At 72.5% G+C, this 13,238-nt stretch carries 9 protein-coding genes; 2 read left to right on the forward strand and 7 right to left on the reverse strand.

The features are described 5' to 3' along the window. Positions 1–98 precede the first annotated feature (98 nt). From HUT19_RS16575 to HUT19_RS16585, 3 genes are read right to left on the reverse strand one after another with little or no spacing between them, the layout of a single operon-like run. Positions 99–1,577, reverse strand: coding sequence for an aldehyde dehydrogenase (locus tag HUT19_RS16575; RefSeq protein WP_176181238.1), 1,479 nt, complete (start codon positions 1,575–1,577; stop codon positions 99–101). Beyond that, a complete protein-coding gene (locus HUT19_RS16580; protein WP_176181239.1) occupies positions 1,574–2,770 on the reverse strand; it encodes an acyl-CoA dehydrogenase family protein in 1,197 nt (398 codons plus the stop codon). Before HUT19_RS16580 ends, HUT19_RS16575 begins: the two co-directional genes overlap by 4 nt. 56 nt (positions 2,771–2,826) lie before the next feature. Further along, positions 2,827–3,753: an SDR family oxidoreductase gene (locus tag HUT19_RS16585; RefSeq protein WP_176181240.1), complete on the reverse strand. Its 927-nt coding sequence runs from the start codon at positions 3,751–3,753 to the stop codon at positions 2,827–2,829. Between the two features lie 97 nt (positions 3,754–3,850). Between HUT19_RS16585 and HUT19_RS16590 the strand changes: the two genes are divergently transcribed. Then, on the forward strand, positions 3,851–4,777 hold the full coding sequence (locus HUT19_RS16590) for a cyclase family protein (RefSeq protein WP_176181241.1): 927 nt from the start codon (positions 3,851–3,853) through the stop codon (positions 4,775–4,777). A 481-nt stretch (positions 4,778–5,258) separates the two neighbouring features. Here HUT19_RS16590 and HUT19_RS16595 read toward each other — a convergent pair whose 3' ends face one another. The 3 genes from HUT19_RS16595 to HUT19_RS16605 all read right to left on the reverse strand — a co-directional run bounded on the left by HUT19_RS16595 (position 5,259) and on the right by HUT19_RS16605 (position 8,571). After that, complete coding sequence (locus tag HUT19_RS16595; RefSeq protein WP_176181242.1) at positions 5,259–5,843, reverse strand: ATP-binding protein; 585 nt, start codon at positions 5,841–5,843, stop codon at positions 5,259–5,261. Positions 5,844–6,314: 471 nt separating this feature from the next. Then, the gene (locus tag HUT19_RS16600) at positions 6,315–7,400 is read right to left on the reverse strand and encodes an acyl-CoA dehydrogenase family protein (RefSeq protein ID WP_176181243.1); all 1,086 of its coding nucleotides are present in this window, start codon (positions 7,398–7,400) and stop codon (positions 6,315–6,317) included. A gap of 7 nt (positions 7,401–7,407) precedes the next feature. Then, complete coding sequence (locus HUT19_RS16605) at positions 7,408–8,571, reverse strand: acyl-CoA dehydrogenase family protein (RefSeq protein ID WP_176181244.1); 1,164 nt, start codon at positions 8,569–8,571, stop codon at positions 7,408–7,410. A 165-nt stretch (positions 8,572–8,736) separates the two neighbouring features. Between HUT19_RS16605 and HUT19_RS16610 the strand changes: the two genes are divergently transcribed. Continuing rightward, positions 8,737–10,290: an AMP-binding protein gene (locus HUT19_RS16610; RefSeq protein ID WP_176181245.1), complete on the forward strand. Its 1,554-nt coding sequence runs from the start codon at positions 8,737–8,739 to the stop codon at positions 10,288–10,290. Between the two features lie 352 nt (positions 10,291–10,642). On the opposite strand, the gene HUT19_RS16615 is transcribed toward HUT19_RS16610, so the two are convergent. After that, positions 10,643–13,210 carry a protein kinase gene (locus HUT19_RS16615; protein ID WP_176181246.1) on the reverse strand — a complete coding sequence of 856 codons (2,568 nt, stop codon included), beginning with the start codon at positions 13,208–13,210 and terminating at the stop codon, positions 10,643–10,645. Between the last annotated feature and the right edge of the window lie 28 nt (positions 13,211–13,238).

A 13,238-nucleotide genomic window follows, 5' to 3' on the forward strand; every position in this document is an offset into this window, starting at 1 on the left:
CGGCGTTCCTCGGGTGTTCCGGGCACCACGGGCCGCTCGCGGCTCTCCGGCTCCGGTCCCACGGCGGCTCCTCGCACCGCTCGCACGGGGCCCGGAGATCAGGAGGCCCAGACGAGCGACTGGAGTTCGCTGTACGCGTGCAGGCCGAACGAGCCGCCGTCGCGGCCCACACCGCTGTCCTTGAACCCGCCGAAGGGGGTCTCGGGGTGGCGCTGGGCGGTGTTGATGCCGACGTTTCCGCTGCGCAGCCGGGCGGCGAGGGACCAGGCTCGGCCCGCGTCGGCGCTGAAGACGTAGTCGTAGAGGCCGTACGGGGTGCCGTTCGCGATCCGTACCGCCTCGTCCTCGTCGTCGAACGGCAGGGCCACGACGACCGGGCCGAACACCTCCTCCTGCGCGATGGCCATCTCGGGGTCGGCGTCGGCGACAAGGGCGGGGGCAGCGTAGAAACCGGGTTTGAGGGCGGGGCGTTCGTTGCCCACGACAATGCGGGCTCCCTGCTCACGGGCTCCGGCGAGATACGCCTCGACGCGGTCGCGCTGGGCCGCGGAGATGAGCGGGCCGACGATCGTGGAGTTATCCACAGGGTCACCGATCTTGAGTGACCGTGCGTAGTGTGTGAGTGCGGCGATGACCTTCTCGTACAGCGATCGATGGACGAGCACGCGGGTCGGCGCCGTGCAGATCTGCCCGCTGTGAAAGGAGAAGGTCGAGCCGACCGCCCCGACCGCCGACGCGATCACTCGCTCGTCGGCGTCCCCCAGGACGATGGCCGCGCCCTTGCCCCCGAGTTCCATCAGGGTGCGCTTCATCGACCGCCCCGCGGACTCGGCGATCTTTTTCCCCACAGTGGTGGATCCGGTGAAGCTGACCATGTCGACACCGGGGTGGGCGACCAGTGCCTCGCCCACCGCCGCGCGCGAGCCGGTGACGACATTGAAGACACCGTCCGGGAGCCCGGCCTCCTTCAGCAGCGGGCCGAGTTCAAGACAGCACAGGGGATCCTGCGGGGCCGGTTTGGCCACCACCGTATTGCCCATGGCCAGGGCCGGGGCGGCCTTGCCCGCGAGATTCGCGAGAGGGAAGTTGTAGGAGGTGATACAGGCGACAACACCCAGGGGGCGGCGGACCGCGGCCGCCCCGATGAGCCCGCCGGGCGCCAGCGGGGTGGCGGCCACGGGCAACGGGGCGAGCGGAAGGGTGTCCGTTTCGACGGCGCCGCGCGCATAGCGGCGGAAGCGGTCGACGGCCGGGGGCACTTGCAGCGCCGAGGTGACGCGCAGCGTCGCACCGGTCTCCGCCTGGAGGAGGGGCACCAGGTCGGGGGCGCGCTCGGCCAGAAGGGCGGCCACGCGGTCGAGTACGGCGGCGCGTTCCCGTGGGGCGGTGCGCGACCAGCCGTCGTACGCGGCGCGGGCGGCCCGGACCGCGGCGTCGACCTCCGCCGCGGCCGCCTCGGGGGCATGGCCGACGGTCTCCTCGGTGGCGGGGTTGAGCACGGGGTAGTGCCCCCGGCCGGGCGCCCGCCACCCGCCGCCGATCCAGTGTCCGTACGTGCTCTGCCGGTCCGTGGTCATCCGCGTGATTCCTTGGGGAGGTGAAGTACCCGCTCGGCGATGATGTTGCGCTGGATCTCGTCCGAGCCGCCGTAGATGGTGTCGGCACGGGAGAAGAGGAAGAGACGCTGGGAAGCGTCGAGTTCATAGGGGTGTTCCGCGGTCCAGCCCGCCGGGCCCAGTGCGGCCGCCGCGCCCCTGACCTCTACGGCCAGCTCGCCGAGGCGCTGATGCCAGCCGCCCCACAGCAGCTTGGCGACGCTGGGCGCGCCCGGGTCCGGTGTGGCGCCAAGGGTGCGCAGAGCGTTCCAGCGCATCACCTTCAGCTCGGCCCACTGCTGTACCAGCCGGTCGCGCAGCACCGGTTCGCGGGCGGCTCCGGTCTCCAAGGCCTGTGCCACGACCCGGCCGAGCTCCTGGGCGAAGCCGATCTGCTGGGCGAGGGTGGAGACCCCGCGCTCCACCGCGAGCAGGCCCATGGCCACCTGCCAGCCCTGGCCCGCGCCGCCGACGAGGTGTTCGGCGCGGGCCACGGCCCCGTCGAAGAACACCTCGTTGAACTCCGCGGTCCCGGTCATCTGCCGGATCGGCCGCACCTCGATCCGGCCCGGCTGGTCCATCGGCACCAGCAGAAAGGAGAGTCCATGGTGGCGTTGTGACTCCCGCTCGGTGCGCGCCAGCACAAAGCACCAGTCCGCTTCACGGGCGAGGGAGGTCCAGATCTTCTGCCCGGTGATGCGGTAGGTGCCCTCGCCCGGGTCGCGGACGGCGCGGGTCCGCACCCCGGCGAGGTCCGAGCCCGCGTCCGGTTCGCTGTAGCCCTGGCACCACAGCTCCTCGCCGTGTGCGATGGCGGGCAGAAAGCGGGTGCGCTGGGCGTCGTCGCCGTAGGCGAGCAGCGTGGGCGCGAGGAGGTTCTCGCCGATGTGCCCGAGTCGCGCGGGCGCCCCGGCTCGGGCGTACTCCTCGGCCCAGACGACCTGTTGGGGCAGGGTGACGGTCCGGTTTCCCCAGGTGCCGTGCGTGCGTGCCCAGCCGAGGCCGATCCAGCCGCCCCCTCCGAGCGTGCGCTCCCACGCGCGGTGCGCCGCTGCCCGGCCGTCCCCGGGCGGCTGCCCGCGCAGGGCAGCGACCGGTCCGGCAGCATGCTCCTCGAGCCAGGCCCGCGCCTCATCGCGGAACCGCTCGTCCTCCGCCCCGAAAGCGAAGTCCACGGCCTCTCCCCTCTCCTGTGTGGCCGTTCCCGACGGCGGCGTGGTTCCCGGCGGGGTCAGGCATTGGGGCGTTGGCCGTCGGCGGCCGCCCGGGCCATCGCTTCCAGCTGCGCGAGCATCGGCATCGGGTCGGTGCCGACGGTGCCCGGGAGGAAGTCGGCGATCTTCTCGGGGGTCCAGGCGCCCTCCGCGTACCCGGCGCGCAGCTCCCGGGGCTGGGCCCAGACGGCGATCTTGGGGCCCGCGATCGTATAGACCTGCCCGGTGATCTGCTCGGCGCGGGCGCGCTCGCTCAGCAGATAGACAACAAGTGCCGCCACATCCTCCGGTTCGCCGATCTCCTTGAGCTCCATCGGGACGTTGGCGGACATCCGGGTACGGGCGACCGGAGCCACACAGTTCGCGGTGACCCCGTATTTGTGCAGGCCCAGTGCGGCGCTGCGGACCAGCGAGATGATTCCGCCCTTGGCGGAGGCGTAGTTGGCCTGGGCGACGCTTCCCTGGTGATTGCCGCTGGTGAAGCCGATCAGGGTGCCGGAGCGCTGCCCGCGCATCACGGCCGCCGCCGCCCGGAAGACCGTGAAGGTGCCCTTGAGGTGGGTGGCGAGGACCGGATCCCACTCCTCCTCCGTCATGTTGAAGAGCATCCGCTCGCGCAGGATCCCGGCGACGCAGACGACGCCGTCGAGCCGGCCGAAGCGTGCGAGCGCGGCGTCCACGACGCGCTGGCCACCGGCCATGGTCGAGACGTCGTCGGCGACCGCGACCGCCGCACCGCCCGCCCCGCCGGCCCCCATGGCCTCGATCTCCTTGACCACGGCCTCGGCGACCTCGCTGCTCGGCTGGGCTCCCTCGATGGAGACCCCGTAGTCATTGACGACGACCTTCGCCCCCTCGGCCGCGCAGGCGAGGGCCACGGCTCGTCCGATGCCGCGCCCGGCCCCGGTGACGACGATCGCCTTGCCGTCCAAGAAGTTGCCCACGTCGCATCCCCTCCCGGAGTTTCTGACGGCCCGTTAGATTTTTGAGCAGAGGCGGCCCGAGTACAAGCCCTCGAACGGAAACCGCGAAGGAGACGCCATGCCGCTGCCGGCCGAGTTCCACGAGATCGCGAAGCGCGTCAACAACTGGGGCCGCTGGGGGGCGGCGGACGAGATCGGCACCCTCAACCTGATCACCGACGAGGTGGTCCGGGAGGCCGCCGACACCATACGGACCGGCCATCGCGTCCCCCTCGCGATCCCGCTGCGCCAGGACGGCATCCAGACCGGGATGATCCCCGGGCGGGTCAATCCCCTGCACACCATGGTCGCCGTCAATATGGAGATGTTCGGCCCGGACACCGTCGCCACCAGCGACGACGCCGTGACCATGGGGCTACAGGCGGGCACCCACTGGGACGGGCTGCCCCATGCCTCGCACTCCGGCCGGATCTACAACGGCCGCCCCGCCGACTCCATCACCGCCCACACCCGCGCCGCGTTCAGCGGTATCGAGAAGGCGCGCCATGTCGTCTCCCGCGGAGTACTCCTCGATGTCGCACGCGCCCGTGGCGCGGACCGGCTGCCCGAGGGACACCCCATCACCCCCGAAGACCTCGACGCCGCCGAGGAACTGGCCGGGGTGAAGGTCCGCTGCGGCGACATCGCGCTCATCCGGACCGGTCAGATCCAGCACTGCCTGGCGGGCGAGAAGGAGGCGTACGCGTTCCCCTCGCCCGGGCTGTCGATCCGCACTCCGGAGTGGTTCCACACACGCGATGTGGCCGCGGTCGCCAATGACACGCTCACCTTCGAGGTCTTCCCGCCGGAGATCGAGGACCTGTGGATGCCCGTACACGCCCTCGACCTCGTCGAAATGGGCATGATGCAGGGCCAGAACTGGAATCTGGAGGAGCTGGCGGCGGTCTGCGCCGAGGAGGGACGCTCCGCGTTTCTGCTGTCGGCCACACCCGAGCCGTTCACCGGCGGGACGGGCTCACCGGTCGCCCCCGTGGCGATCCTCTAGTGCCGCGTCAACCAAGGTTCGCCCGGTAGCGAGGCGTCCTGGTGCGTGCGATCACAAGGCGGCCGGAAGCCCTCGCAGGGGGCCCACTCGGGCTTTCGGCCAACGCGGCGAGAGGAGGCACCTCCCAGCGGTAGCTGGGGGAGCGTGCCAGGGCGGCGAGCGGGGCGAACCTCGGCTGGCGCGGCTCTAGCACCCCACGGACCAGCACCCCACAGCCTGTACCCCACGGCCGTCTTGCTCCTGTCGGCGTCCAAGGCGCGAGGGGACGGGCGGGTCATCGGGCGGCGGTGCGCTCGTGCACACCCCGAGCACGGCACCGCGCACCGCCACCCGGCTCCGGCGCTGAGCCCTGTTCAGCCACCAGGCCGCGACCCGCACTCGCCGAGGAACGACTCCGTGAACACAGAGCCCACAGAGCCACCAACGCCCTCGACGTCCCCTCGCGACGAATCGCTGATCCTAGAGTGATCAACCGACCACGTCACGTCAACACCTGGTCTGGACTTTGTCGAGTTCGCCCTATGTGTGATGGCGTATGAGCGGTGCTGTGTGCGGCCAGAAAAGGATCTTCACGCTTCTCACGGTCGATTTCGCACCAGATGCGCTTGCCCGCGCCCTCCGGCTGCCAGCCCCAGCGGTCGGCGAGCCCGTCGACCAGCTCCAGACCGCGGCCGTTGGTGGCCTCTTCATCGGCACAGCGCTGCCGGGGCGCCCGGGTGCTGGTGTCCGCGACCTCGACCCGGACGGTCCCGAAGCCCGGCCCCTTGCCCGCGAACGATCCACCGCCACCGACCGCGCCAACGCCGGCGCCGCCCGAACCGCCACCGCTCCCGGCCCCGCCGCCCGCGGCGGACTGTGCGGGGAAGAGCATCCGCAGCACCGCGGGACAGCCCGTGTGCACCACGGCATTGGTGACAAGCTCGGAAATCAGCAGGACCAACGTATCGGCGAGCGCCTCGTCGGCCGCGATCCCGGAACCGGCGAGACGCGAGCGCGCCCACCGACGGGCCCGGCTCACCTCCGAGGGGTCCGGCCTGACCTCCATCTGCATCTGAAGCACCTGCACCGCTCACACCATCCGAACTGGCGGACACATCGCCTCGTACCTCCAAGAGGTCACCGAACGTGACTCTCTCCCAGCAACCGCTGGGAAGTACCCCCTTGCGGGACAGCATGGTTGACGTACAGTCACCCCAACAAGCGCTTCAGTCATATTCCAGCGCCAAGGAGTATGCGTGGGGCATACTGTGCGACGCACGGTCCGCGGACTCGAACACCGAGCCCGAACCACCGCACACCCCGCGCGACCGGGGCATATCGTCATGCCCGGAGTCGCCCCACGGGCAACACCGGGCTCATCGCACCCCAAAAGCGCTCGCACCCAACGGAGAGTACCCGAGCGCGGCCCCGACTCCCCCCTGTGACGAGTCACGCCTAGGAAACAACCCGGTATCAACGCTCGGTCACCTCAAAGCCCAGGGGGATTTCCCCGAAGATTGCGACATCCCAACAATTCAGGCGTATCCCCTGAGCTCGGCTACAAACATGGTGCACCGGTCAACACCAGACGAGCGGCGAGTTCCTCCTCCGCCGCGGCCGCGGTCTGCCACTGCTCAGCCCTCACCCAGGCCCGCTTCAGATGCAGATGGACATCAGCCTCCCAGGTGAAGCCCATCCCACCGTGGACTTGCAGACAATCGCGGGCATTGCGGACAGCCGCCTCGTCCGCCAGCAGTGTGGCGGCGGCGACATCCCCCGGGTCTTCTGTGATCGCGGCCGCATACACCACACTTCTGGCTGTTTCCGCACGGACCAGCATTGACGCGCACAGATGCTGAACTGCCTGGAAAGTACCGATCATCCGGCCGAACTGCACACGCTCCCCGGCATGGGCGACCGCCAGCTCGACCGTGCGCGCCGCACTGCCGAGCTGTTGCGCGGCGGTCAGCAGCGCGGCCTCCCGCCGTAGCCGGGCGGCGGTCCCGCGCTGCCGAAGTGCCCTCGTCTCGCCGCGCACCCGGTGCAGCGGAGTCGCCGGGTCCACGGACCGTACGGCCGCGGCCGAGGGCAGAACCTCCTCCGCCGGGCGCATCCCGGCATCCTCCTCGCCGAGCACCAGGACCGCGTCGGCCGACGCCAGATGCTCGACCAGTACCGCATCCGTCGCCCCCGTCGCCCCCGTCGCACCCGTCGCACCCGTCGCACCCGTCGCACCCGTCGTAGCCGTCGCACCCGTCGCGTCCAGGCCCGTCACCACGGCCTTCCCCTCGGCCGCGGCACCGGCCACCGAAAGGCCCGTCGCCGAAAGGCCCGCCGCCAGATGCGTGGTGACCAGCGGCCCCGGCAGCAGCGCCCGGCCCGCCTCCTCGAAGGCGAGTACCGCCTCGGGCAGTCCGAGCCCCACCCCGCCCACCGCCTGCGGCAGCCGCAGCGCGAAGAATCCCACCGCCCCCAGCTCCCGCCACAACGACCGGTCGAGCGCCCCTCCCGCCGTGCCCTCCCCCACCGCGTCCCCGACCGCGTCCACCACCGCGCGCAGCGCCGCGCGCGGAAAGCGCCGTTCCATCAGCGTGCGCATCCCCGTCCGCAGCGCCCCCTGGTCCTCGGTGAGCATGAAGTCCACGGCCCGGTCACCGCCCCTTCGGCAGGCCGAGGATCCGCTCGGCGACGATGTTCCGCTGGATCTGCGTGGTCCCGGCCGCGATCGTGTACGACAGCGACGACAGCCGGCCCGTGACCCACTCGTGCTCCGCGTCCAGCGCGTCCGGCCCCAGCACCTCGGCGGCCGCGTCGTACAGCTCCTGCCGCACCTGCGAGAAGCGCAGTTTGAAGACCGAGCCGCCGACGCCCGGCACCCCGCCGGTGCGCTGCGCCTCGCTCACGTTCCACTGGGTCAGCCGCCACAGCGCGGCGCAGTCGGCCGCGAGCCGCCCCAACCTCCGCCGCAGCACCGGATCGTCCCAGCGCCCGTTGGTCTTCGCCGTCCGGGCCAGGGACTCCAGCACCCGGCGGCAGGCGACGACCTCGCCCACAAAGGCGGTGCCGCGCTCGAAGGAGAGGGTCACCATGGTCACCCGCCAGCCGTCGTTCTCCGCGCCGACCCGGTGGCTGACCGGCACCCGCACCTCGTCCAGGAACACTTCGGCGAACTCCGCGGTCCCGGCGAGCGTACGCAGCGGCCGTACGGTCACCCCCGGCGCGTCCATCGGCAGGGCGAGCCAGGAGATGCCCCGGTGCTTCGGGGTGTCCTGGTTCACCGGCGCGGTGCGCACCAGGAGTTCGCACCAGTCGGCGACCTCCGCATGCGAGGTCCAGATCTTGCTGCCGCTGACGACATAGGTGTCGCCCTCCCGTACCGCCCGGGTGCGCAGCGCCGCCAGGTCGGATCCGGCCTCGGGTTCGGAGAAGCCCTGGCACCAGACCTCGTCGCCGCGCAGGATCGGCGGCAGCCAGCGCGCCCGCTGCGCGGCCGTGCCCTCGGCGGCGATGGTCGGGCCCGCGTGCAGCAGTCCCACGAAGTTGGCGCCCACATAGGGCGCACCGGCGCGCTCCGTCTCCTCCAGGAAGATCAGGTGCTGGGTGGGGGTGGCACCCTGGCCACCGGCCTCCTCCGGCCAGTGCAGTCCGGCGTACCCGGCGTCGTGGAGCATGCGCTGCCAGCCGCAGTCGTAGGCGCGGCGGCCGGGCCAGTCGGCCGGGTCCGGGCGGGGCGGCAGCGTGGGCAGGACCGCGGCGAGCCAGGCGCGCAGCCGGTGCCGGAAGTCCTCCTCGTCCTCGGTGCAGGAGAGATCCATCGGCGGCCGCCCGTCCTTCGGTTTCTGATGGGGTGTCAGACAAGCGTGACACCGGAAGGCTAGCCCGCGCCCTCTGGACCGACAAGGCCCGGCGTCCTACGCTCGCACTACCTGACTACCCGTCAGCTACGGCGAGCGGGCGAGCGCGTGCCACGGGAGGCCGGGATGACCGACACCGCGCATGAACTCGGACGATCGGCGACGCTGTGGGAGCTGCTGGAGCGGCGTGCCGCCCTCACCCCCGACGCCCCCGCCCTGCTCCAGGCCGCCGATTCCCCTCGTCAGGACCGGCGGCTGACCTTCCGTGCCCTGCGCCGTCGCGCCGAGCGGACCGCGGCCGGTCTCCACGAGCTGGGCGTTCACCCCGGCAGCCGGGTCGCCTGGCAGCTGCCCACCCGGATCGAGACGGTCGTCCTGACCATGGCGCTGGCCCGCCTCGGCGCCGTCCAGACCCCGCTGATCCCCTCCTACCGCGACCGCGAAGTGGGGTTCGTGCTACGGAAGTCCGGGGCCCGCTTCTTCGCCGTACCCGGGCGCTGGCGCGGCTTCGACCACACGGCGCTGGCCCACCGCCTCGCCGCCGAACTGCCCGAACCACCGCTGGTCATCGAGGCGTACGACACCCTGCCGGAGGCCGACCCCGCGGCCGTACGGCTGCCGCCGCCACCGGCCGACGGGACCGATGTGCGCTGGATCTACTGGACCTCGGGCACCACCTCCGACCCCAAGGGCGTGCTGCACACCGACCGCAGCCTCATCGCCGCCGGTGCCTGTCTCGCCCACGCGCTGCGGCTCGGCCCGGACGACGTCGGCTCCATGGCCTTTCCCTACGCCCATGTCGCCGGACCCGACTACACCGTGATGCTGCTGCTCCACGGCTTCCCCGCCGTGCTGTTCGAGCACTTCGCGCTGCCCGGCTCGCTCGCCGCGTACCGGCGGCACGGGGTGACGACCGCGGGCGGCAGTACCGCCTTTTACGCGATGTTCCTGGCCGAACAGCGCAAGGACCCCGCACATCCGCTCATCCCCACCCTGCGGCTGCTCGCGGGCGGCGGCGCCCCCAAACCGCCCGAGCTGTACTACGAGGTCACCCGTGAACTGGGCTGCGTGCTCACCCACGGCTACGGCATGACCGAAGCCCCCATGATCACCATGGGGTCGCCGGACGACACCGACGAACTCCTCGCGACGACCGAGGGACGTCCCCCGGCGGACATGGAGATCCGCGTGGTGGACGGGGAGGTGCGGCTGCGCGGCGAAGCGGTCTGCGCCGGATATCTGGACCAGGCCCAGACCCGGGAGGCGTTCGACGAGGACGGCTTCTTCCGCACCGGTGACCTGGGCCGTCTCACCGGAAGCGGCCATCTCGTCCTCACCGGGCGGGCCAAGGACATCATCATCCGCAAGGGCGAGAACATCTCGGCCAAGGAGATCGAGCAGTTGCTGTACCAGCATCCGGACGTGGGTGATGTGGCCGTGGTCGGACTGCCGGACCCGGCTCGCGGCGAGATGGTCTGCGCCGTTGTCGAACAGCCCGCGGCGGCCCGGCCGCTGACGCTCGACGCCGTGACCACGCATCTGCGGAGTGCGGGACTCAGCGTCCACAAGCTCCCGGAGCGGCTGGAGGTGGTGGCCGCGCTGCCCCGGAACCCGACGCTGGGGAAGGTGCTGAAGTACCGGCTGCGCGAGCGGTTCGGCGGGGGCGGTCAGCCCGCCTAGGTCCTGTCCTGTCGATCTTCGTGGATCAGGCCGCGGCGTCTGGTGCCGTGGATCGCAAGGCGGAGGGTCGTCCTCGTACCGGGCGTACTCGGATGATCCCGACAACGCGGCGAGGTGCGGTGCCAGGCGTCGCGGCCCCGCGAAGATCGGCAGGACAGGGCCTAGTGCCGCGTCAGCCGAGGTTCGCCCCGCTCGCCGCCCTGGCACGCTCCCCCAGCTACCGCTGGGAGGTGCCCCCTCTCGCCGCGTTGGCCGAAAGCCCGAGCAGGCCCACTACGAGTGCTTCCCCGCCGCCTTGCGATCGCACGCGCCAGGACGCCTCGCCACCGGGCACACCTTGACTGGCGCGGCACTAGCCCGTGGTGCTGTACGTCGCCGTGGCCTGCTCGAAGTAACGGCTGACCGCGCGGCGTTCGTCGGATGGGCCGATCACCAGCACCACGTGGTACCGGCCGTCGATCAGCATCGCGAGGTTCCGGGCGTAGACATCGCGCCCGCTGCTGTCCCGCCAGCTGAACGCGCCCTCCGCCATCGCCGTGCGGCCGACGTCGATCCGCCGCAGCCCCGACGACGAGGCCCAGGAGGAGTTGCGGAAGGCGTCGAGCTCCGCCTCCCGGTTCTGCTGGTACGCCATCGGGTCGCCGCCGAACTCCGACGCCTTGTCCCGCCCGGCCACCACCAGCAGCTCGAAGTCACCGCCGAGATAGCGGATCTGACCGCGCCCGTTCTCACCGCGGCGGGTCCAGTCCTCGTCCACGGCGACCTTGAAGCCCTTGGGGTCATCGCGGACCGCGAAGCCCTTCGCCATCCCCGCCGGATGGGTGGACCGCGGCTGCGGGGAGTCCCCCTTGCCGCCGGGGGAGCCGGGAGCGGTGGATCGGGGGGCCGGGTCGTGGGGGGCGCTGGGCGCCGCGCTCTGCGCGCCCGCCGACCCCGTACGGTCCTGCCCGCCGGTCTCCTTGTCGCGCGGCATGAACATCATCGCGTACAGCACCGCCGCCGCCAGCGCCAGCAGTATCACCAGCAACAGCACCCGGCCCAGCCGGTGCGGCTCACGCTGCTCCTCCGCCCCGGCGGACGTCTGCGGCCGCTGCTGCGCCATCCGGTCGACGCGCGGCGGTCTGGGCGCTCTGGGCTGCCTCGGCTGCTTCGGCTGCTTGGCGCGCTTGTGGCGGCCGTGCACGGCGGCGGCCGACGGGACGGGGCGGCCCCGGCCCCTGCGCACCAGCCAGCCTCGGCGGCGCACCACCGGCAGCCGCCGGGGGTCGGACGCGCCGCCCGGACCGATCGACGGCACCGTGACCGTACGGCTGCCGACATCCGGTTCGGGCGCCGACCGGATCAGCGACCGCAGCCAGCCGCGCAGTTCCTCGAAATCCGGCCGCTCGGTGGGGTCCTGGCGCAGCAGCGACTCGACCACGGGACGCAGCGGACCGCATTCCTCCGCGTACGCCGGGGCCTCCGCGCACACCAGCTGGACCAGTTCGGCGGCGTTGTCCTCCGGGTACGGGGCGTGGCCCTGGACGGCGCGGAAGAGCAGCACGCCGAGCGCCCACAGATCGGCGGCCGGGCCGACGGGCGGCGCGAGCCGCCAGTTCTCGTGGACCGGGACCGCCTGCTCGGGCGCCCAGCGCTCGCTGACGGCGCCCACCACGACGATCCGCGCCTGCCGAGCCCGTTCGGCGGCCAGCGCGGTGCCGGGGCCCCCGCCCGTGGCGCCGCCCGGAGCGCCGTCGGTGTCCCAGGAACCGCCGCCGGTGCGTGCGCCGGGGTCCGGCGCCCCGGGCCAGGACGCACCGTCGCCGACGAGGTCCTGGTCCCGGTCGTCGCCGGGTTCGTGGTCGAGGTCGGTGTCCCGCTCGTCGTACGGGTCGTGCTCCGCGTACGCGTCCGGGGACGGATCGACGCCCGCCCGCGCGGCGGCGCGTGCTCCCGCCGCGTACGCGGCGATGGCTCCGGCGCGCGCGGCTCGCGCGGCCGCGCCCTGAGGATCGGCCGTACCGCCGCCCGGCTCGCTCTCCCGCGCACCGGGCACCCAGTGCATGCCCGGCTCCCGCTCGCCCACGGCAGGCCCACCGGGCCCGCCCGGTACGGCCGGTACGCCCGTTCCGGCCCTCGCGCCCGCCTCGGGCGCGGCGCGCGGACCGGGGAAGCCACCGGCCGCGCCCTGGTCGCGGTAGCGCGGTCCGCCGCTCCGCTCCGGCGCGGCCGGAGCCGGAACCGGAGCCCGAGACGAGACCGGGACCGGGCGTGCGGGCGGCTCCGCGGCCGGACCGTCGTCCTCATCCGCATCCGCCCCGGCGGGCGGCGGCACCGGGTCGTAGCCGCACAGCGCCTCCTCCGCGGCCCCGGCCGCCAGCCCCGTCAGCATCGCACGGCCGTCCTCGCACAACAGGACCGTACGGGTGGTGATGTTGCGATGGATCCAGCCGTGGGCGTGCAGGGCGCGCAGCGCGGTCAGGATGTCGTTGGCGATCTCGGCGGCGCGGTGCGGGGAGAGCGTCCCCTCCGCGAGCAGCGCGGCGAGCGGCCGTCCGGCGACCAGTTCGCTGACGATCCACAGGCTTCCGGACTCGGCGAAGACATGGAAGACCTGTCCCAGCCGCGGGTGGTCGGGGAGTTGGGCCGCCGCCGTCGCGGCGACCGTGGCACGTCGTACGGCCGGGTCACCGCCCCCGGCCGGCTCGTCCGCCGGCCCTCCGCCCGTCCGTCCCGGGCCGCCGGAGTGGGCCCGGCCCAAGCGGGCCTCCTCGTCGACGACCTCCGCGTCGACGACCTCCGGAAGCGGTATCTGCCGCAGATGGACTTCCTGCCCGCTGTAGGTGTCGAGGGCGCGGGTCTCGACGAACTCGTACTCGTCGGCGGGTGGCAGGGGCAGGCGATAGCGGTCGGCCAGCACCCGACCGGCGTACTCGTCCACGACGCCTCCCCGAGCGCGGGTTTCACAC

This window comes from Streptomyces sp. NA02950, assembly GCF_013364155.1.
In the GTDB taxonomy this organism is placed as follows: domain Bacteria; phylum Actinomycetota; class Actinomycetes; order Streptomycetales; family Streptomycetaceae; genus Streptomyces.